The sequence below is a fragment of the Pseudomonas sp. PA-6-3C genome, assembly GCF_021605825.1.
GTDB classification, from domain to species: domain Bacteria; phylum Pseudomonadota; class Gammaproteobacteria; order Pseudomonadales; family Pseudomonadaceae; genus Aquipseudomonas; species Aquipseudomonas edaphica.
In genome coordinates this window covers 1-21,370 of record NZ_WKDV01000012.1, presented here as the reverse complement: position 1 = coordinate 21,370, position 21,370 = coordinate 1, and the positions used below count along the sequence as shown (strand labels likewise).

Sequence of the window (21,370 nt, the reverse complement as noted above, 5' to 3'; positions counted from 1 at the left end):
TATGCCTGCCTTGTTGCCATTCACGTTTTGCCAAGGCACTGCCTGGCTGTTTTCCCACCCTCGGCTGGTGCTGTTGTTCGGCCTGCTGAGCACGCTCGTGTTATCGGCCGAGGCTGCCCCGTTATTGTTTGACCTGGAGGCCTTTACCAGCGGTGTGTCCAGCCCGGCGGATCTCTCACGCTTCAATACCAGCAATGTGTTGACGCCAGGGGTTTATCGCGTTGACGTGATACTCAACGGGCAATCGCTGGGCCGTCGCCCGATCACCTTCGTAAACCTAGACAAACAGGACGCTGCGCAACCCTGTGTGAGCGCGCAACAACTGGCCGAACTCGGAGTAGTACTGCGCAACTTCGAGGCAGGCGCCGAGGAGGATTGTCGCGATTTCACCGCATGGATGCCCATGGCCAGCAGCCATGTCGATGTCGAGTCCCTGACCCTGGATGTCAGCATCCCGCAGGTCTACATCAATGGCTCCGCACGCGACTACATTGACCCCGCCCAATGGGACGCGGGCGTTGATGCCGCACTGCTCAATTACACCTACAGCGCCGCTGCGGTGACATCAGGTGCGGGTGAAGACCGCAGTTATCTTGGCCTGGACGGCGGGGTCAACCTGGGTGACTGGCGGTTGCGCCACCAGGGCGGGCAAGCCTGGGCTTCGCGAAGCAGCCACTTGCCTTATCAAGCCACGGCCACCTACTTGCAACGCGCCGTTTCAGCCTGGCAGTCGCAACTGACCGTAGGTGACAGTTTCAGCAGCGGTCAGATCCTTGATGGCGTGCGCGTGCGTGGCGTTACGCTGGCCACTGATAACCGTATGCTTGCGCCGTCGCAACAAGGCTATGCGCCTCAGGTGCGCGGCGTTGCCGACAGCAATGCCACGGTGACGGTGCGCCAGAACGGCTACACCCTTTACGAAACCACTGTGGCGCCTGGGCCTTTTGTGATCGATGATCTCTACCCCACGGGCTACGGAGGCGACCTCGACGTCAGTGTCACCGAGGTAGACGGGCGACGCAGCACCTTTGTCGTGCCTTATTCGGTGGCCCCGCAACTGTTGCGTTACCGCGCCACACACTACAGCGCAACGGTGGGTCAGGTGCAGCAGCATGGTGTGCGTGATGCCAACGCTTCAGTGTTTCAAGGCACGCTGCAACATGGGCTAGTCGATAACCTCACCGTTTATGGCGGCGCCACGCTTTCCCAGGGCTATAGCCAAGGCAAGGCGGGCCTGGCGATGAGTACGCCTGTTGGTGCATTCGCCTTGGACACTACCCACTCGCGCACACAGGTGCAGGGGCAAGCCCTGGCCCGCGGACAAAGCCTTGGCCTGGCCTACAACAAGAATGTGCCGTTTTCGGGAACGCATTTTGCACTCGGCGCCTATCGCTTCTCGACCGATGGCTACCTGAACCTGCCGGACGCATTGAATGTGCGCGACCTGGGCCGTCACGGCGGGAACCTGGACAGCTATGCCCGGCAAAAGAGCCGCCTGGACCTGACGATCAGCCAGCAGCTGGGGGAGGGCACCCTGAGTTTGTATGGCAGCTCCACTGACTACTGGGCCGGGCAGCAAGGGCGCCAGACGTCGTTCACCGCCAGTTATGGGGCCAGTTGGAAGTCGCTGAGTTGGAACCTCTCGGCGCAGCGTTCGAGAGTCAGCGAGCTGTATCGGGCGAGCGACCGCGAACGCGGTGAGGATATTTTCTTCGGCCGCTCGACGCGAACCGAACGCGTTGAGAATCACTGGGTGCTGAGCCTCTCCATGCCATTGGGCGAGGGCACGCGCGCACCGACCCTGAGCAGTTCACTGTCGCGGGATGCAGGTGAGTCGCGCGGCAGTCAGCAACAAGTCGGCATCAATGGTTTGTTGGGGGATACGGCGCACACCCATTACGGGTTGGTCGGCAGTCGCGGCACCGGCGATCACGGCGGCTCAAGCTTCAACGCTTACGCGGGCTATCGCAGTAACGCAGCCAACCTGCGCGGCGGTTATGGCCAGCGCCAGGGCAATGCGCAAGTGTCCATGAGCGTCGACGGCGGCCTGATCGCCCACAGCGGTGGCGTCACCCTGGCGCAAAACCTCGGTGAAGCTTCGGCGCTGGTGTATGCGCCGGATGCCCAGGGAGCGCAGCTCGGCGGTTCCGGGGTGCGTATCGACAAGCAGGGTTACGGGGTCATGCCTTCTTTGCGGGCGTACCAGCCCAACGCCGTGGACATCGACCCGCAAGGCATGCCCATGGACGTGGAATTAAAGGAGTCGAACCGTTCCGTGGTACCGACCCTGGGCGCAATATCGCTGGTCAAATTCGAGACCGTCAGCGGCCGGGCGGTAGTGATCAAAGCCACCCACCCGAACGGCAGACCCCTGCCGTTCGCAGCCCAGGTATTTGACGAGCAGGGCAACGAAGTCGGGGTGGTTGGCCAGGCGGGCAAGGCTTTTGTACGCGGGGTTGCCGACCACGGCAGGCTGACCGTGCAGTGGGCTGAGGCGGCGGGCGAACGGTGTTTCATTCGTTACCATCTACCTGCCCGTGAACCCGGTCGCCGCCAGGAAAATACAGATCAATTGGTCAGCCAGTGTCGCTACGAGGAGAGCACCTGATGAATCACACGATGAACGGTGCTCAACGCTTCACGATCAGGTTTTCTGGCGTCGTCGCACTGCTGAGCGGCTGGGCTTTCGCAATGCCTGCCCAAGCGCACTTTGGTAATGCTGGCGATTGTTCGCCCCAGGCAAACCTGAATGTCTCGATTGCGCCCATCACCTTGCAGGGCAACGTACAGATCGGGCAGGCCCTGGGCGCGGCAAACGGCTACAACTTCGATAGTGGCAATGGCTATGTAATGCGCTGTCAATACAAGGATTGGCCTATCGAACAACCCGTGACAGCGAACATAAGCATAGTCAATTCGCCGGCTACGGGGATCACGTTCAGTGCGTCCGGCCTCTCGATGCCGGTCTACGCCACCAACCTGCCCGGAGTGGGATTCGCGGTGATGGCCAGGGACCCCGGCCAGCCTTTTCACCCACTCCATCACGGCACCACGGCGTTATTAACCGTCAAACACAACAAGCCCAATGGGTGGGGGCTCCAGGGGCGGATCTACCTGGTGGCTACCGGCCCTGTCTCGGCCGGCACGATCACTGCGCGCACGTTTGCCAACTACACGCTGACCAATGTCACGACCTCAGGCCCGGGCTACGCTTCGGTAAGCCTCAGCAACGCGGTCATAGCGCCGCCGCTGCGGCCTACCTGCCATGTTTCGACACCTTCGGTTGTTATGCCGATGGGGCCTGTGGCCAGCCGTGATTTCAGGGGTGTAGGCAGCTACGCTGCAAGCGTGAGCCATAACATCAGGCTGGACTGTGCCGGGGGAACTGGTGGCAGCCTGGATATCTGGGTCACGGTGACCGACCAGACTAACCCCGCAAATCGCGGCAATCAGTTGTCGCTGACGCGTACTTCGACAGCCAAGGGTGTGGCAATACAGCTGTTGAGTGGCGCCTCAGTGCTCAACTATGGCGCCGACTCTTCGGCCGTCGACAACCTGAACCAATGGCGGGTGACAAGTACGAGCAACGGCACCATCACGATCCCTTTGACTGCTCGTTATGTGCAAACCGAAAAAATGATCCGACCCGGTACGGCCAACGGGTTGGCCTCGTTCACCATGAGTTATCGGTGAGTGCCGGTGTGTTGCAGCCCTTGCGCGAGTGTGAGGAACGCAAGGGCAGCAGGTGAGGCCTGGCGCCGGTCCAACACCGCCAGGCCGATCCGGCGCGGCACCGGCGGTGATAATGGCCGTGCCACATAACGACTGTCGACACGTTCGGGCAACGATGCCTGCGCCACGATGCTCAGCCCGTCGCCACGGCTGACGGCTTCCAGCGTACTGAGCAATTGGGCACAGCGATACCGCACGTTGGGCCGCAAACGCGCGTCGCTGAACAAGCGCATCACCAGCTCCGATGAGCCGGCTTCGGTGAGAATGAACGGATCGTCACACAGCGCTTGCAAAGGTACTGATGTGCTGGCAACCAGCGCATGGGTGGCCGGCAACAACACGACAAGCTGATCCTCGAACAACGCCACGGTGTCGAAACGCTCACTGTCTGTTGGCGTGTCGGCGAGCACCACAAAACCCACGTCGACACGCCGCTCGTCCAGCCACTGGATGACTTGCCGGTCTGGCCCCTCGTCCACATGCACTTCAATGCCCGGGTAGGCCTGCCGAAAATGGCTGAGGATTGTTGGCAACAAGCGCACCGACGCAGTGGGGCCGAAGGAGCCGATGCGCAAGGTGCCGCGCTTCATGCCACGGGCGTCGGCGGCTTCCTGCTGTAAGGTCGCGGCCAGGCCGAGCATGGCACGGGCGCGCCCGAGTAATTGCGCGCCGATATCGCTCAGCTCCACCAACGTCTGGTGGCGCCGAAACAATTCCACGCCCAGCTCCTGCTCCAAGGCCTTGACCGCATGGGACACCGCCGACTGGCTGATGCCCAGGCGGTGAGCCGCACTGGTGAAACCTTGCAGCTCGGCCACCAGTGAAAAAATTTCCAGTTGGGTCAAGGTCATGAGTAAAGGCTCATTTTACGATTACTGAACATTAGTCGAAGAATATGCCAACCCTGCCACCTGTCGAGCAACTGCTAATGCATCATTCGTCTGATCGCCTCACCTACCTGAAGCTCGCCGCTGTGACCATGATCTGGGGTGGCACCTTTGTCGCCGGACGCTACCTGGCCCATCAAGTAGACCCGCTGCTGGCCGCCAGCCTGCGGTTTATCCTGGCCAGCCTGGCGCTGCTGCTGTTTATGCTGTGTGCACGCATCCCGCTGGCGCGGCCACGTCCCCGGCAACTGCTACGTCTGGCAGTGCTGGGTTTTTTCGGGATCTTTTTCTACAACCTGTGTTTTTTCTACGGCCTGCAGTACATCAATGCCTCGCGCGCTTCGTTGATCGTGGCGTTGAATCCGGCCGTGATCGGCCTGGCTTCCTGGTGGTTGTTCAAAGAGCGCCTCGGCGCTGCCAAGGTGCTGGGCATGGCGTTGTGCCTGGCCGGCGCTGCGGCGGTGATCGTCAGTCGTAACCCGCAACTGCTGCAAGGTGTATCGAATACCTGGCAGGGCGACGTGCTGGTGTTTGGCTGTGTGCTGGGGTGGGGGATTTACTCGTTGTTTTCCCGCGCGTTGAATCAAAGCCTGGGGCCGTTGCAAACCGTCACGTGGTCAGTATTGCTCGGCACCCTGATGCTGACACTGGCCACCGCGCTCACCGGGCGTTTCACCGTACAAGGGGTCGTCAGCCTGCACTGGCCGCAGGTTGTGAGCCTGTTGTATTTGGGTGTGCTCGGCTCCGCGCTGGCGTACATCGGCTATTACGATGGCATCCGGCGTATCGGCGCGACCCGCGCGGGCGTGTTCATCGCGCTTAACCCGCTGACGGCGGTGATCTGCGGCGCGCTGCTGCTCGGCGAACAACTGACGTTACCCATGGCGCTGGGTGGCGCGGTGATCCTGTTGGGCATCTATCTGTGCAACAAACCCCTTGCGCAGCCCAGGGCAATAGGGATTTGATGAGAGTGCGGACAAATACTGTTACGCTGTGTAGAATCGATTTACGCATACAAGAATATGGACTTGCGCTCACGCAAGCCTCGGCCGTCAGAGACTGATGTAATCATGAAGCTACTCGGCTCCCCCCTGATCTTTGGTGACTTCCTCGCCCGCAGCGTGCGGGGTCTCTCGTGCGCGCCACCCTGCAACCTCATCCTTGCCTGTAATTGACTGCTTGCTACTTACAAGAATGATGAGGTGCCGAAATGGCCGACCAATACGAAAACCCGATGGGCCTGATGGGCTTTGAATTTATTGAATTCGCATCGCCGACTCCAGGCACCCTGGAGCCGATCTTCGAGATCATGGGCTTCACCAAAGTCGCGACCCACCGCTCCAAGAATGTGCACCTGTATCGCCAGGGCGAGATCAATCTGATCCTCAACAACCAGCCCGACAGCCTGGCGTCGTACTTTGCCGCCGAACACGGCCCGTCGGTGTGTGGCATGGCGTTCCGCGTCAAAGACTCGCAGCAAGCCTACAACCGCGCGCTGGAACTGGGCGCCCAGCCGATTCATATCGAAACCGGCCCGATGGAGCTCAACCTGCCAGCCATTAAAGGCATTGGCGGTGCGCCGCTGTACCTGATCGACCGTTTCGGTGAAGGCAGCTCGATTTATGACATCGACTTCGTGTACCTCGAAGGTGTCGACCGCAATCCGGTAGGAGCAGGCCTCAAGGTCATCGACCACCTGACCCACAACGTGTATCGCGGCCGCATGGTCTACTGGGCCAACTTCTACGAGAAACTGTTCAACTTCCGTGAAGCACGCTACTTCGATATCAAGGGTGAATACACCGGCCTCACGTCCAAGGCCATGAGTGCCCCGGACGGCATGATCCGCATCCCGCTGAACGAGGAATCGTCCAAAGGCGCCGGCCAGATCGAAGAGTTCCTGATGCAGTTCAACGGCGAGGGCATCCAGCACGTGGCGTTCCTCACCGAAGACCTGGTCAAGACCTGGGATGCGCTGAAGAAGATCGGCATGCGCTTCATGACTGCGCCGCCGGACACCTACTACGAAATGCTCGAAGGCCGCCTGCCAAACCACGGCGAGCCGGTGGACCAACTGCAGGCGCGCGGTATTCTGCTGGACGGCTCCTCGATCGAGGGCGACAAACGCCTGCTGCTACAGATTTTCTCGGAAACCCTGATGGGGCCGGTGTTCTTCGAATTCATCCAGCGCAAAGGCGACGATGGGTTTGGCGAGGGCAACTTCAAGGCACTGTTCGAGTCGATCGAGCGTGACCAGGTGCGTCGTGGTGTACTGACCACCGACTAAGCACAAAAAAGCCCGGCCGAGGTTAACCCCCGGCCGGGCTTTTTATTGCCTGCGCATCAGGCTTTGCGCTGACGCAGCAGATGCTTGAAACCTTCATACACCAGCACCATCACCGCCAGCCAGATCGGGATATACGTCAGCCACTGGCCGCCCTTGATGCCTTCGCCCAGCAACAAGGCCACGAACAGTAGCAACACAGGCTCCACATAGCTGAGCAAGCCGAACAGGCTGAAGGCCAATAAGCGGCTGGCGATGATGTAGCTCACCAGCGCCGAGGCACTGATCAAACCCAGCATTGGAATCAACGCATAGAGCTTGGGGTGCAGCTCGAGCACGGCAAAACCTTGTTCGCCATGCTGCACAAACCACCAGGCCACCGGCAGCATCAGCGCCATGTCTAGCCACAAGCCACCCAGGTGATCGGTGCTCAGGTATTTGCGTACCACGAAGTAGATCGGGTACCCAATGATTACCACCAGCGTGGCCCAGGAAAAACCACCGGCCTGGTACAACTCATTAAGCACCCCGAGCGCGGCAAAAAATACCGCGATCTGCTGCAAGCGCGACAAGCGTTCGCCGTAGACCAGGCGCCCGGTCAGCACCATGGTCAGTGGCAGCAGGAAATACCCCACCGACACATCCAGGCTGCGCCCGTTCAACGGTGCCCACATAAACAGCCATAACTGTACGCCCAGCAGGGCGGACGACAGCACCACGCCGCCGATCAGCCGCGGCCTGGCCGCCAGCATTCGCAGCAACTCCCACACGCGCCGCCATTCACCGCTGACGATCATGAACACCGTCATGCACGGCACGGTCAGCAGCATGCGCCAACCAAAAATCTCCAGGCCGCTCAAGGGCGTGAGCAGCGAGGTGAAGTAATACATCACGGCAAACAACACCGAGGCCAAGACCGATAAAACAACACCTTTAGACACACTGTCCTCGCGAAAGCTGATTTTTACAGAAGAAGGGGAACTTAGGTGGGGAATATAGGGTTCGTGACACTCTTTGTCACGCCGATTACAACATTTTAATGGAACACCTTCCTACCCCCGTGCCACACAAGTATGACTTTTCGCGGCTAGCATGACTGCGCTTGGTTTTGCATGGAAAGTTTTGCATGGCTTATTAATGCTCTGCAAAAAACATCAACTAATGGAAATAAGTTAGTAAGCGCGACTTTGGTGGGCGTCATCATTGCGTGATGATAACCATGGCTCTGGCAAGGAGTGGTTCAGAGGGTTGCAGACTAAGACATTAGATAATGAGGTCCACTCTATGCATGGCATTTCCCCCTATTATGGCTCTTCACCTGCTACCTTCAACGGTTTGCCCGGCATTATAGGCAGGTTCGGCGAAAGCGTTGCGTTTCCGAAAGGTGACACACCGTCCTGGAAAAAACTTGAAACCTATAAGACTTTTTTCGAGTCGGTCGCCAGGGATAACAACAGCGGCGTACTCACGGCGGACGGTAAGGAATTACTGGACGCGGTTGCCTCTCCAGATACTTCTAAACAACCTCGCGTCAGTGCTTATTGCTTCAACGTGGGTCCTTATTCGGCCAGGGACAGTTTTATTGTCAAACGCGAACCGATCGTGCAGGGCGCCGTGAATTTTGTATTGTGGATGCCGGAGAAGGACTTTAAATCAAGTTATGAGTTTAACAGTTATCAGGCAATCGACGATTTTCTGAAAAGTTTACCGAAAAAGACTGACGCCTTTAACGCGTTTCTTGCCCATTTTGTCGACAAGACAGCGACTTCCCCTGTCAGAACAGCAGTACAGGCGCGTGCATCCGCAACGCAAGGCAGCGCACCCAATATGCTGATAGGACCAGGCCAGCAGATCGTAGGGAATGTGTTTGAGCACTTGGATCGAACCAGTGAAAACCCTACGACGATCAGGTTTGTCAACGGGCTTGTCAATCAGCAATTGGAATCGGTCGATCACGGCAGGCCGACCTTTAGCGGCGTGCGGCCCAATGGAGAGAAAGTGGTCTATCGGTACGACTTTCACGGCAACTTGCTGGGTTCGGGTGACAAGGGGAGTTTTTACTTCCTTAAAAATGGCGCCCATAGTCAATTGCCACTGGTTCCCATCACATTGCCACAACTAAGAGAGCTCGTCTTCAGGGGCAATGGTGACCTGAACTCTGTGGTCAACGCCTTCGCCAATTTTCTAGAAAGTCCATTTTCCGGGGTCTCAACGCTCCTGCAAGCGCTTGGAGTCGACAAAGCAACTGCCGATACCGTCGAACGCGGCCTGGATAACCCCGTCAATGCCGTGTTGCTTTTCTTGAATAAGAACAACGATATCGGCAGGGTATTCGGTCTGCCAAAAAGTGAAATGAACGCGATACTTACCAACTTTGCGACTGCCGCTCAGGGGTTTGTGCCTGGCTATGGTACTTACAGATCTGTCGCCGCCGTGCTGGCGAAGATATTAAAACAACAACCTGTGACACAAGAAGAGGCCAGGGAAGCCGCCCATGGGTTAGGTGTAAAAGCGGATATAAAACTATAACTCGGTAACCAACAAACCCGCCCACACTGGCGACGGTGGGCGGGGTATGACTACCGACTAATACGCCCTGACACAAAATGGCTCACGTCATTAAACCCCGGCGTAGACGAATGCCCTGGCGTCACCAGCGAGTCAATAAACGCCTCATCTTCTGCCGTGATCTTCACCGCCAGCGCCCCGGTATACGCATCCCACTGCGCCTCGGTACGCGGCCCGACAATCGCCGAACTGACCGCGGAGTTGTTCAGCACCCAGGCAATTGCAAACTCGACCATTCCCACACTCCGTCCTTGGGTGTATTGCTGAATCTGCTGGGCAATGCGCAATGACTCCACCCGCCATTCGGTTTCCAGGATACGCTTGTCCTGGCGCGCCGCACGGCTGCCGGCTTCGGGCGTCACGTCGGGGGCGTATTTGCCACTGAGTACGCCACGGGCCAGTGGGCTGTAAGGCACCACGCCCAAGCCATAGGCGGCTGCAGCGGTAAGTTGCTCGACCTCGGCCTGGCGGTTGACGATGTTGTACAGCGGCTGGCTGATGATCGGCTGGTCGACCCCCAGACGCTCGGCCACGCGAATCACTTCGGCGATACGCCAACCACGGTAGTTGGACAGGCCCCAATAGCGGATCTTGCCTTGGCGGATCAGGTCGCCAATCGCCGACACGGTGACTTCCAGCGGCGTGTCGTGGTCCTCGCGGTGCAGGTAATAAATGTCCAGGTAGTCGGTGTCCAGGCGCTTAAGGCTGGCTTCCAGTGCATTGAACATGCGCTTGCGGCTCAAGCCGCTGCGGTTTGGCAGGCCGTCCACCGGGCCAAAGCCGACTTTGGTGGCCAGCACCCAATCCGAACGGTGGCGGGCAATGGCCTCGCCGACGATTTCCTCGGAGCGCCCACCGGTGTAGACGTCGGCCGTGTCAATGAAATTGATGCCCTGGTCCCAGGCCTTGTCGATGATGCGCAGCGAGTCTTCCGTGTTGGTCTGCTCGCCAAACATCATGGTGCCCAGGGTTAGTGCGCTGACCTTCAACCCGGACTGGCCCAATGTGCGGTAAATCATGCAAAGCTCCTCATGGCAGGGAAACGTTACCCATGCAATACCAGACTCGGCGGCTCTGGAACAAGCCCTGCGCGCGTTTCTTCATGCACTCAGCAAGGTCTGGCAGCGCTGCTGTAAAAAACCATGCAGCACTTTCACCCGTTCCGACACTTGCAGGCGATGTGGGCACATCAGGTTGAACGGCGTGGGCTCGCCTTGCCAGTCGGGCAGCAGCGGCACCAACCGCCCAGCCTTGATATCGCCGGCAATATCCAGGTTGGCCTTATAGGCGATTCCGTGGCCCGCCAGCGCCCAGCGCCGCACGATTTCACCGTCATCGCTCAGGTAATCACCCGACACCTCGACCTCCTGCAGCAAGGCGCCTTGGCGAAAGTACCAGGTGCTATTTGCCTGTCCACGGCGCATGTAGCGCAATGTACTGTGCTGCGCCAGGTCGGCTGGCGTGCGCGGTGTGCCATGGCGCGCCAGGTAGTCGGGGCTGGCGCAGGGGATACGATGGTGGCCGGGTACCACGGGCAGCGCCACCAGGCTGGAATCCCTCGGCACACCAAAGCGCAGGGCAATGTCGACGGTGTCGCGGAACAGATCCGCGTTACTGTCGTTGAGCAGTAGCTGCAGGCGGATCGTCGGGTGCGCAAGCTTGAACTCATCCAGCCAGCCGAGCAGTACATTGCGGCCGAAGTCCGAAGGTGCTGCCAGTTGCAATAACCCACTCAAGCTCTGGCCTTGTTGCTTGATCGCCTGCTCGCCTTCGGCCAGCGCTTCGAGGGCTACGCGCACGCTGTCGAGGTAGCGCCGGCCTTCTTCGGTCAGGCGCATGCTACGCGTCGAGCGGGCGAGCAAGCGGATGCCCAGCCGGGTTTCCAGGCGCTTGAGCGCAATACTTGCCGCCGCCGGGGTGAGGTTGAGGCTGCGCGCCGCCGCCGACAGGCTGCCGGTGTCGGCGGTGCGCACGAACACTTCAAGGTCCAGGGTCGAGCTCATTTGTAAAAATCCTTTAAAGATCTTGTCGTTTTACCGGGATTTTTCGCCGATTGCCAAGCTGAGAAGATCAACGCTCACTTTTTTAGCCAGGTAGTAACCCCAATGACATCTTCCCTCAGCGGTAAAACCGTTATCGTGATCGGCGGCAGCAGCGGCATCGGTGCCGCCGTGGCCAAGGCCGCCAGCGCCCGTGGTGCACACGTGGTGCTGGCCGGGCGGCGTTTGACCTCGGGTGTCGAAAACGCTGTGCGCAGCGAACCGGTCGACGTCACCGACAGCGCCTCCTTGCAACGTTTGTTCGAGACGGTCGGGCGTTTTGACCACTTGGTGTTTACCTCCGGCCCGTCAGTGCGGGCAAAACCGCTGGTCGAGACCGATCTGGACGAGGCCCAGGACAATTTCAGCGTGAAACTCTGGGGTGCATTGCGTGCGATTCAGCAAGCGCTGCCATTTTTGGCAGAGCACGGCAGCATCAGCCTGACCTCGGGCCAACTGGGCCGTAAGTTGATGGCGGGGCAGTTCATCAAGACGGGTATCAATGCTGCGACTGAAGCGCTGGGCAAGCAGCTCGCAAAAGAGTTGGCACCACGGCGCGTCAACGTGATCAGCCCAGGTGTGATCGACACTCCGGCGTATGCGGGGTTGGCAGAAGAGCAACGCCTGGCGATGTTCGCCAAGGCCGGCACGGCGTTGCCAGTGGGGCGAGTCGGGCAGGCGGATGAAGTGGCGGCGGGTTATGTACTGGCCATGGAAAATGGCTTTGTCACCGGCGCGGTAATTGATATCGACGGCGGAGGCCTGCTGTAAACACTGAGCAAAAGTGTAGGGCTGGTTCGCAAAGGGCGCAGGCAGTGCAAAAAAGGTATGGCGGCACAGGCCGCCATGCCAGCCTAGTCGCAAGTCAACGCGTTGAGGCTCGGGTTTCCAGGGAGAACCTGAACGTCGCGCCATGCCCTGGGCGCTCCACCAGTTCGATACTGCGCCCATGCAGTTGCAGAATGCGGTGCACGATGCGCAAGCCCAGGCCGCCATCGCGGCGCGCGCCGCCGATGGTGAAGGCGCGCAGGAACAAGCCTTCGCGCAATTGGGCATCGATTCCGGGGCCGCTGTCGCTGACCATGACTGCTACGGCACCGGCCTCGGGCGCCAGGATCACCTCGACTTCTCCATTCACCGGCGTATGGCGCAACGCGTTGTCCAGCAGGTTGGTGAGCACCCGTTCGATCAGGCCCAGGTCGGCCATCACCGTCGGCACCTGGGGCGGCAGGGTGGCGATGAGGGTGATGGCACGGGCTTCAGCGGTCAGTTCGAATTTCTGAAAGATATCTTGCACCAGGTCCGGCAGCGAGAAGCCTTCTATCACCGGCTGCACAAAACCGTGCTCCAGGCGCACCAGTTCCAGCAGGGACTGGGCCAGGCCGCCGACTTTACGGCTCTGGTCCAGCGCAATGCCCAGGTAGCGCCGGCGTTCTTCGGGGCTCAGGCTCGCATCCTTGAGCGACAGGGTTTCCAGGTAGCCATGCAACGACGCCAATGGCGTGCGCAGGTCGTGGGAAATATTGGCGACCATCTCCCGCCGTTCCTGGTCTTGATGGGTGATGGCGCGCCATTGCTCGCCCAAACGGTTTTCCATCTGCACGAAGGCGTGGTCGAGCACGGCGATTTCATCGCCGCTGTTGAGTTCGGGAACAGCCGTTTCGGCGGCTTTCGGCGCGCCGTTAATGTCGAACTGGCCGACCTTGTCGGTCAGTTGACGCAGTGGCCGGGTGATCCAGGCAAAGGCGATCAGGCCCGCCATCAGGCAGAGCAGGGCGACCAGGCCGATGGACCACAGGGCGATCTTCAAGGCCATGCCGGTGGCGTCCTTGGCGTCGTACACATCATGGGCTTCGCCCAGCAGCACCACGTACAGAAAGCCGGTTTGCTGGCCGTTGGCCTTGAGCGGCGCAGCGCTGAATACTTTGCGCCCGTCGACGCTGCGCGGGTCATCGCCAAGGATCGGCAGCATGGCCCCGCTGAGAAAGCGTCGGACCGGCGCGAGGTCCACATGGTCACGCAGCAAATGCCCGCTGGGTGCGGCGTTACCCACCACACGGCCGTCAATATCGAGCAGGTACACCTCGACACTCGGGTTAACCAGCATCAGTTGGTTGAACAGGTTGCGCACGGCATCCGGCTTGAGGCCGTCGGCGTCCATCAGTTGGGTATCGCGGGCAATGTGCGCCGCCAGGTCGCGGGACAGGCCTTGCACCACTTCCAGTTCATGCATGTGGTTGGAACGTACCTGCAGCCAGGCCGACGTGCCGCTGCAGATCACCAGCAACACGGCAAACACCACCGACAGGCGTTGGGTCAGGGTCAACTTCATGCGGCGCTCTCGGCGAATTTGTAGCCACGGCCCCACACCGTGAGGATGCGCGCCGGGTTGGCCGGGTCGACCTCGACCTTGGCGCGCAGCCGGTTGATATGGGTGTTCACGGTGTGCTCGTAGCCCTCGTGGCTGTAGCCCCACACGGCGTTGAGCAGGTCCATGCGCGAGAAGACTTTACCCGGCTGACGGGCAAAGAAGTACAGCAGGTCAAATTCGCGCGGCGTGAGGTCCAGGCGCTGGCCTTGCAGGGTGGCGTCACGGGTCAGCGGGTTGATGAACAACGCGCCCAGCTCAAGGCTGCCGGCGTCCATCTTCAGGTTGCGCGCCATCGCGTCCACCCGGCGCAACAGTGCCTTGACCCGCGCCACCAACTCCGGCATCGAGAACGGCTTGGCCAAATAGTCGTCAGCACCCAACTCCAGGCCGAGGATGCGGTGCAGTTCGCTGGAACGCGCGCTGGTGATGATGATCGGTGTGTAGCGCGCCATGGCACGGGCACGGCGGCAGATCTCCAGGCCGTCGACGCCGGGCAGCATCAGGTCGAGGATCAGTGCATCCCAGCCACCTTGTTCGAGCAGGCCCAGGCCTTCGGTGCCATCGGCGCTGTGCACCACCTCGAACTGCTCGTCGCGCAGGTGCAGGCAGATCAAGTCGGCAATATGGGCATCGTCCTCGACCACCAGGACGCGTTTGGGCTGATCCATATAAGAAAACCTTCGCTTGTAGTCCGCGCATTGTGCGGCTTTTGCCACAGTGTAGTTATCACGAATTGTTTAACTCTGCGTGAGGATTTCGCGACCGCCCAAGGCTCAGGATGGCGACATTGTTGCTGCGGATGGGTTTTATGTGGCGAGCGGGCTTGCCCCGCGTTGGGCTGCGTAGCGGCCCCAAAAAAGCGGGAGCGCTGCGCACTCCAACGCGGGGCAAGCCCGCTCGCCACAACAAGCACGCTCGCCATGAATGCCTATGGGTTGAGGAGAATCGTATGTACTCACGTCGACAAATGCTGCTGGCCGGTGGTGGCCTGGGTGTCGCCGTCCTGGCCGGTGGCCTGCTGAAACAGCTCAACATGGTCACCGAAGTCGAAGCGGCCGAGGCCTTTGAGGTCAGCCATACCGAGGCTCAGTGGCGCAGCCTGCTGACGTCTGAGCAATTTGACGTGCTGCGCGAGGAGGGCACCGAACGCCCCTACAGCAGCACACTCAATGATGAACACCGTGCTGGCACCTTTGCCTGTGCCGGTTGCGCATTGCCGCTGTTCTCCTCGACCACCAAGTTTGACAGCCACACCGGCTGGCCAAGCTTCTGGCAGCCGCTGGACAACGCGGTCGCCAGCCACGTCGACACTTCGTATGGCGTGGTACGCAAGGAAATTCATTGTCGCCGTTGCGGTGGTCACCAAGGGCACGTTTTTGACGATGGCCCGGCGCCCACAGGCCTGCGCTACTGCATGAATGGCGTCGCCATGACGTTCACGGCGGCTTAAGCCGATGTCCATTTTTAATTCGTATAAGGGTCGATTCCATGTGGCTGCTGGTTCTCGCGTATCTGGGCGGCGTGCTGACAATTGTCAGCCCGTGCATCCTGCCTGTTCTGCCTTTTGTCTTCGCTCGCACCGGGCAGCCGTTTATGCGCAGTGGCTTGCCGCTGTTAGCGGGGATGGCGGTGACGTTCGCCCTGGTGGCCTCTCTGGCTGCGGTGGGCGGCGGCTGGGTGGTGCAAGTCAATCAATACGGGCGTTGGCTCGCGTTGCTGTGCGTTGCCCTGTTCGGGCTCACGCTGTTGCTGCCGAAACTCTCGGAGCGACTGACGCGGCCATTGGTGGCCGCCGGCAGTCGTTTGTCGGAGGCCGCCGGGGCCGATGCCAAACCGCGTCCGGGCGCGTCGTTCCTGATCGGCGTGGCCACCGGTTTACTCTGGGCGCCTTGCGCCGGGCCAATCCTGGGGCTGGTGCTGACCGGCGCCGCGCTGCAAGGGGCCAGCATCGGCACTACCTTGCTCTTGCTGGCCTACGCCGCCGGGGCTGCCACCTCCCTGGCCTTGGCCTTGCTGGTCGGCGGTAAAGTCTTTGGCTTGATGAAAAAATCCCTGGGCGCCGGCGAATGGCTGCGCCGTGGCCTGGGTGCGCTGATGCTGGCCGGTGTGGCCGCCATCGCCTTGGGCCTGGACACGGGCGTGTTGTCGCGCTTGTCGACCGCCTCAACCGGTGGCCTTGAACAAAGCCTGGTCGACACACTGAGCGCCAAACCTGCACAGAAGAGCGGGGCGATGATGGCCGGTGGCGCCATGATGGCGGCGGCCAACCACAGCGACACACTGCCTATCGAAGGCACGCTGCCGCCGCTGGAGGGCGCGGTGCAATGGCTCAACAGCCCGCCGCTGACCGCCGAAGCACTCAAGGGCAAAGTGGTGCTGGTGGATTTCTGGACCTACTCCTGCATCAACTGCCTGCGCACCTTGCCTTACGTCAAAGCCTGGGCCGAGAAATACAAAGACCAGGGCTTGGTAGTGATCGGCGTACACGCCCCGGAGTTTGCCTTTGAACGCGACGTGAACAACGTCACCAAGGCCATGAAAGACCTGGGCATCACCTACCCGGTGGCGATCGACAACAACTACAAGATCTGGCGCGCCTTCAACAACCAATACTGGCCGGCGCATTACTTTGCCGATGCCAAGGGCCAGATTCGTTATCACCACTTCGGTGAAGGCGACTACGCCGAGTCGGAGCGGGTGATTCAGCAACTGCTGCGTGAGGCCGGCGCGACCACCGTCGCCGGTGGTTTGATCGAGGCCGATGCCAAGGGTGTGCAGCAAGCGCCGGACATGAACGAGGTGCAATCGCCGGAAACCTACCTGGGCTTCCAGCGTGCAGAAAACTTCGTCACCACCGGCACGTTGGGCACCGACAAAGTGGTGAATTACCCGGCGGCCGGCCACCTGGCCCTGAACAACTGGACCCTGGAAGGCCCATGGAATGTCGGCGGTCAGCAAGCCACCCTCGACCAGGCCGGCGGGCGTGTGGTTTACCGCTTTCATGCCCGTGACCTGCACCTGGTGCTGGGGCCTGGCGCCGATGGCAAGCCGGTGCGCTTCAAGGTGACGATTGATGGCCAGGCGCCAGGCGATGCTCATGGCACCGATGTGGCGCCGGATGGCAGCGGTACGGTGACCGAGCAGCGCCTTTACCAACTGGTGCGTCAGAGCGGCGCCGTGCAGGACCGCACCTTCAGCATCGAATTTCTCGACCCGCATGTGTCGGCGTATGCCTTCACCTTCGGTTGAAGTGAAAACCTGATCCATGTGGGAGCTGGCTTGTCGGGTCGCCGCATCGCTGCGATAGCGGTGTACCTGCCGACGATGATGTTGGATCTGCCGGTGCCATCGCAGGCAAGCCAGCTCCCACACTTGACCGCGTACTGGAGTGAGTTCTATGAAGCTTCTCAAGATTTTACCCGCACTGGCCTTCGCCGCTTTCGTCGGCCAAAGCTCGGCGTTCTCCTTCGGTGGTGCCGACGACGCGGTGATGATCGCACCACCGGCCATGGACCTGCCCGCCGAGCCCGGCAACCTGCAAACCGCGGTGTTCGCCGGGGGGTGCTTCTGGGGTGTCCAAGGTGTGTTCCAGCATGTGCGAGGCGTGAAAAACGCCGTATCCGGCTATGACGGCGGCGCTGCAAACACGGCCCAGTACGAGTCGGTCAGCGACGGCGATACCGGCCACGCCGAATCGGTGTCGGTGACTTACGACCCGAGCAAAGTCAGCTACGGCAAGCTGTTGCAGATCTACTTCTCGGTGGCCCACAACCCCACTGAACTGAACCGCCAGGGCCCGGACAGCGGCACCCAGTACCGTTCGGAAATCTTTGCGCAAAATGCCGAACAGCAAAAAGTCGCACAGGCCTATATCGCCCAGTTGGACGCCGCCAAAGCGTTCGACAAGCCGATCGTTACCAAGGTCGAGATGGGCAAGACGTTCTACCCGGCGGAGTCCTATCACCAGGATTTTCTGACCGAGAACCCGTCTTACCCGTACATCGTGATCAATGATTTGCCCAAGGTGGCGCAGCTCAAAAAATTGTTCCCTGACCAGTACCGCGCAGAGCCGGTGTTAGTCAAAAACCAATAACCACCCGGACTGATCGTTCCCACGCTCTGCGTGGGAATGCAGCCCAGGACGCTCCGCGTCCCAAGACGTGACGCAGAGCGTCACAAGAGGCATTCCCACGCGGAGCGTGGGAACGATCGTCTTCAGGATTTGGCCTTGGCCAGGTACGGCGCCAGCCGGCGGCCCATTTCCTCACCCAGCGCCTGCAACCCACTCAACGGGCGCACCATCACTTCAAACTCGACGATCTGCCCCTGTTCATTGAAGCGAATCATATCGATACCCTTGAGCTGTTTTTCACCCACGCGCGCGCTGAACTCCAGCACCACGTTAAGCCCATCGGCACTCGCCAGTTCACGGTGATAGGCGAAGTCTTCGAACACCTTGATCACCGTGTTGAGGATCATCGACACCACCGGCGCGCCGGGGTAGGGCGTGTGGGCCATGGGCGAGCGGAACACCGCGTCAGGTGCGAGCAGTTCGGGCAGGGCGTTGAGGTCGCGTGCGGCCAGCATGGCGTGCCAGCGTTGCAGGGTGTGGGCGGCGGCGGGGTTAAGGTGGAGTTCGGACATGGGCTGTACCTGTTCTTATGTTGGGAAGGTCGTTCACCTGCCCAACATAAGAGCGGCACTCAAGCAGGGTCAATCACCCGAATTGACAGATAAGTAACCCGAATGCACTCACACCACTTCCAGGTACGAGCTGTGAATTGCCCGCGCCAGTTCGCGCACCGTGTCGATAAAGTCCGTGAGCCGGCTGTGCAAGCCGTCCTCCAGGATTTCATCGATGCCGGTATAACGCAGCCGCGCTTCGAACTCGGCCGCCAGGCGTTGAGCCTCGCGCCCGTAACTGCCGGGCAGGTCGGCGAGGATATGGCTCAACTCCTCGATGCACGCGTGCAGTGAGCGCGGTACATCACTGCGCAACAGCAGCAACTCCGAGACCGAGCGCGCATTCAGCGCATTCGGGTACAGCTCGGTGTAAGCCTCAAATGACGACAACGCACGGAGCAGGGCGCTCCACTGGTAATAGCCGCGTGCCGAAAGGTCGCTGACCTCTTCGGATTCTTCGCCGAACATTTCATAACGCGCGTCCAGCAGACGCAACGTGTTGTCCGCACGCTCGACAAAAGTGCCCAGGCGAATAAACCGGTAGGCGTCATTGCGCATGATGGTGCCGGAGGTGGCCCCGCGAAACAGGTGCGAGCGCTGTTTGACCCAGTCACAAAAGTGGCTGATGCCATGGCGCGCCAGGCCGCCGGCGGCGATGCTGCGCATTTCCAGCCAGGTGGCGTTGAGGTTTTCCCACATGTCGGCGGTAATGCGCCCGCGCACGGCGTGGGCATTGCCACGGGCGGCGCGCAGGCAGTTGTAGATGCTGGCCGGGTTTTCTTCGTCGAGGGCGAAGAAGTGCAGCATGCGTTCGGCGTCCAGTTGTTTATGGCGTTCGAGGTAGCTGTCCAGTGTGCCGCTGCTGAGCAGCGACATGGCCAATTCATCCAGCCCGTCACTGCGCCCGGCCTGGGGCATCAACGACAGCGAATAACTGACTTCCAGCATGCGCGCCAGGTTCTCGGCACGTTCCAGGTAACGGGACATCCAGTACAGATCTGCGGCGGTTCTACTCAACATACTCAGCCCTCCACCACCCAGGTGTCCTTGGTTCCGCCGCCTTGCGACGAGTTGACGATCAACGAGCCTTCCTTCAACGCTACACGGGTCAGCCCGCCAGGCACCAGGCGGGTTTCCTTGCCCGAGAGCACAAACGGGCGCAGGTCGATGTGCCGTGGCGCGATGCCGTTTTCGACGAAGGTGGGGCAGGTGGACAGGCTCAGCGTCGGCTGGGCGATGTAGGCGTGAGGGCGCGCCTTGATGCGTTGGCGGAAGTCCTCGATTTCGGCAGCCGTTGAAGCCGGGCCAACCAGCATGCCGTAGCCGCCGGAGCCTTGGGTTTCCTTGACCACCAGTTCCGGCAAATGCGCCAGCACATGGGACAGTTCATCCGGTTTGCGGCACTGGAAGGTCGGTACGTTTTGCAGCACCGGCTCTTCGTCCAGATAGAAGCGGATCATTTCCGGCACGTAAGGGTAGATGGACTTGTCATCGGCCACGCCGGTGCCGATGGCGTTGGCCAGCACCACATTGCCGGCGCAGTAAGCGGCGACCAGGCCGGGCACGCCAAGCATGGAGTCCGGGTTGAAGGCATGGGGGTCAAGGAATGCGTCGTCGATACGCCGGTAGATCACGTCCACTGGTTTAGGACCGTCGGTGGTGCGCATGAACACTTTCAGGTCGTGCACGAACAGATCGGCGCCTTCCACCAGCTCCACGCCCATTTCCCGGGCCAGGAACGCATGCTCGAAGAACGCGCTGTTAAAACGCCCCGGCGTCAGCACCACCACATTGGGGTTGTCGAGCCGGCTCGAGCTTTTCAGGGTCTTGAGCAGCAGGTTGGGGTAGTGGTCCACCGGCGCGATGCGCTGCTTGGCGAACACTTCCGGGAACAGGCGCATCATCATCTTGCGGTCTTCGAGCATGTAGCTCACGCCGCTGGGGGTGCGCAGGTTGTCTTCAAGCACGTAGTAGGTGCCGTCGCCGTCGCGTACCAGGTCCACGCCGGAAATATGTGAGTAGATGTCACGGTGCAGGTCCAGCCCGACCATCGCCTTTTGATAACCCTCGTTGCCCAGCACCTGGTCCGCCGGGATGATCCCGGCCTTGATGATGCGCTGGTCGTGATAGATATCGGCAAGGAACATGTTCAACGCATTGACGCGCTGGATGCAGCCGCGTTCGATCATGGCCCATTCACTGGCGGGGATGCTGCGCGGGATGATATCGAAGGGGATCAAGCGCTCGGTGTCTTGTTCATCGCCGTAGAGGGTGAAGGTGATCCCGGCGCGGTGGAAGAGCAAATCGGCTTCGCGACGCCGTTGGGCCAACAGTTCCGGCGGCGTATTGGCCAGCCAGCGGGAGAAGTCCTGATAGTGCGCACGGCAGGCGCCGTTTGCGTCATTCATTTCATCAAAGAAAGATCGAGCCATTCCAGTACCTTGTCAGTGCCCAGGGTTGCCTTGGGTGGCACTGCCGCTTAAAAAAACGCATATTTTTATGAGCCTGTGGCTGAGGGTGCCAACGGGCCTGGTCCTTACTTTCTTATGGGGTCGGCTCTGGGTCGGGGGGTAACGAATGCTCCTGTATCCGGGCAGATGAATGCATTAAGCAATGCTTGTGCCGGAACGGTGTTCAAGGCAGTTATTCCCCTGTGGCGAGCGAGCTTTTGTGGCGAGCGAGCTTGCTCGCGCTGGGGCGCGCAGCGGCCCCGCCTTTTTTTTGGGCGGCTCGCGGCCCCAACCCGGGAAACCCCCCCCCCCCCAAAAACGGGTGGCCCCAAAAACCCCCCCCCCCCAAGGTGGGG

The 21,370-nt window shown here is 60.5% G+C and carries 18 protein-coding genes; 9 read left to right on the top strand and 9 right to left on the bottom strand.

Going from position 1 to position 21,370, the window contains the following annotated elements; translation table 11 throughout:
- Position 1 precedes the first annotated feature (1 nt).
- Both GIW48_RS10500 and GIW48_RS10495 read left to right on the top strand, forming a co-directional pair.
- Positions 2-2,608, top strand: a complete 2,607-nt coding sequence (locus tag GIW48_RS10500) for a fimbria/pilus outer membrane usher protein (protein ID WP_236461610.1) — start codon at positions 2-4, stop codon at positions 2,606-2,608.
- A complete protein-coding gene (locus GIW48_RS10495; RefSeq protein ID WP_236461607.1) occupies positions 2,608-3,693 on the top strand; it encodes a fimbrial protein in 1,086 nt (361 codons plus the stop codon). Before GIW48_RS10500 ends, GIW48_RS10495 begins: the two co-directional genes overlap by 1 nt.
- Here the strand turns inward: GIW48_RS10495 and GIW48_RS10490 are convergent.
- Complete coding sequence (locus GIW48_RS10490) at positions 3,684-4,583, bottom strand: LysR family transcriptional regulator (protein ID WP_017135506.1); 900 nt, start codon at positions 4,581-4,583, stop codon at positions 3,684-3,686. The genes GIW48_RS10495 and GIW48_RS10490 overlap by 10 nt on opposite strands.
- A 77-nt stretch (positions 4,584-4,660) precedes the next feature.
- Here GIW48_RS10490 and GIW48_RS10485 point away from each other — a divergent pair, with 77 nt between their 5' ends.
- Entirely contained in the window at positions 4,661-5,584 is a 924-nt protein-coding gene (locus GIW48_RS10485) for a DMT family transporter (protein ID WP_236461604.1), read from the top strand.
- Positions 5,585-5,829: 245 nt separating this feature from the next.
- Complete coding sequence (gene hppD, locus GIW48_RS10480; RefSeq protein ID WP_017135508.1) at positions 5,830-6,906, top strand: 4-hydroxyphenylpyruvate dioxygenase; 1,077 nt, start codon at positions 5,830-5,832, stop codon at positions 6,904-6,906.
- 56 nt (positions 6,907-6,962) lie between these two features.
- Here the strand turns inward: hppD and rarD are convergent, their stop codons facing one another.
- Positions 6,963-7,844, bottom strand: a complete 882-nt coding sequence (gene rarD, locus GIW48_RS10475; protein ID WP_017135509.1) for an EamA family transporter RarD — start codon at positions 7,842-7,844, stop codon at positions 6,963-6,965.
- 343 nt (positions 7,845-8,187) lie between these two features.
- Here rarD and GIW48_RS10470 point away from each other — a divergent pair, with 343 nt between their 5' ends.
- A complete protein-coding gene (locus GIW48_RS10470) occupies positions 8,188-9,432 on the top strand; it encodes a hypothetical protein (protein ID WP_236461601.1) in 1,245 nt (414 codons plus the stop codon).
- Between the two features lie 50 nt (positions 9,433-9,482).
- Here GIW48_RS10470 and GIW48_RS10465 read toward each other — a convergent pair whose 3' ends face one another.
- A complete protein-coding gene (locus GIW48_RS10465; RefSeq protein ID WP_017135511.1) occupies positions 9,483-10,490 on the bottom strand; it encodes an aldo/keto reductase in 1,008 nt (335 codons plus the stop codon).
- Between the two features lie 81 nt (positions 10,491-10,571).
- Positions 10,572-11,474: a LysR family transcriptional regulator gene (locus GIW48_RS10460; protein WP_236461599.1), complete on the bottom strand. Its 903-nt coding sequence runs from the start codon at positions 11,472-11,474 to the stop codon at positions 10,572-10,574.
- Between the two features lie 102 nt (positions 11,475-11,576).
- On the opposite strand from GIW48_RS10460, the gene GIW48_RS10455 reads away from it, so the two are divergent.
- A complete protein-coding gene (locus tag GIW48_RS10455; protein ID WP_170038339.1) occupies positions 11,577-12,281 on the top strand; it encodes an SDR family oxidoreductase in 705 nt (234 codons plus the stop codon).
- Between the two features lie 94 nt (positions 12,282-12,375).
- Here the strand turns inward: GIW48_RS10455 and GIW48_RS10450 are convergent, their stop codons facing one another.
- Positions 12,376-13,842 (bottom strand): sensor histidine kinase, encoded by a 1,467-nt coding sequence (locus GIW48_RS10450; RefSeq protein ID WP_017135514.1) that lies wholly within the window; start codon positions 13,840-13,842, stop codon positions 12,376-12,378.
- Complete coding sequence (locus tag GIW48_RS10445) at positions 13,839-14,549, bottom strand: response regulator transcription factor (RefSeq protein ID WP_017135515.1); 711 nt, start codon at positions 14,547-14,549, stop codon at positions 13,839-13,841. Before GIW48_RS10445 ends, GIW48_RS10450 begins: the two co-directional genes overlap by 4 nt.
- Positions 14,550-14,830: 281 nt before the next feature.
- Here GIW48_RS10445 and msrB point away from each other — a divergent pair, with 281 nt between their 5' ends.
- From msrB to msrA, 3 genes are all read left to right on the top strand, one after another.
- On the top strand, positions 14,831-15,331 hold the full coding sequence (gene msrB, locus GIW48_RS10440) for a peptide-methionine (R)-S-oxide reductase MsrB (protein ID WP_236460704.1): 501 nt from the start codon (positions 14,831-14,833) through the stop codon (positions 15,329-15,331).
- 38 nt (positions 15,332-15,369) lie between these two features.
- A complete protein-coding gene (locus GIW48_RS10435) occupies positions 15,370-17,130 on the top strand; it encodes a cytochrome c biogenesis protein DipZ (RefSeq protein WP_186616950.1) in 1,761 nt (586 codons plus the stop codon).
- A gap of 148 nt (positions 17,131-17,278) precedes the next feature.
- Complete coding sequence (gene msrA, locus GIW48_RS10430) at positions 17,279-17,974, top strand: peptide-methionine (S)-S-oxide reductase MsrA (RefSeq protein WP_170038333.1); 696 nt, start codon at positions 17,279-17,281, stop codon at positions 17,972-17,974.
- Between the two features lie 122 nt (positions 17,975-18,096).
- Here msrA and GIW48_RS10425 read toward each other — a convergent pair whose 3' ends face one another.
- The 3 genes from GIW48_RS10425 to GIW48_RS10415 form a co-directional block, all read right to left on the bottom strand.
- Entirely contained in the window at positions 18,097-18,525 is a 429-nt protein-coding gene (locus tag GIW48_RS10425) for a nuclear transport factor 2 family protein (RefSeq protein WP_017135518.1), read from the bottom strand.
- Positions 18,526-18,633: 108 nt separating this feature from the next.
- Entirely contained in the window at positions 18,634-19,584 is a 951-nt protein-coding gene (locus tag GIW48_RS10420; protein ID WP_017135519.1) for an alpha-E domain-containing protein, read from the bottom strand.
- A 2-nt stretch (positions 19,585-19,586) separates the two neighbouring features.
- The gene (locus tag GIW48_RS10415; protein ID WP_017135520.1) at positions 19,587-20,996 is read right to left on the bottom strand and encodes a circularly permuted type 2 ATP-grasp protein; all 1,410 of its coding nucleotides are present in this window, start codon (positions 20,994-20,996) and stop codon (positions 19,587-19,589) included.
- Between the last annotated feature and the right edge of the window lie 374 nt (positions 20,997-21,370).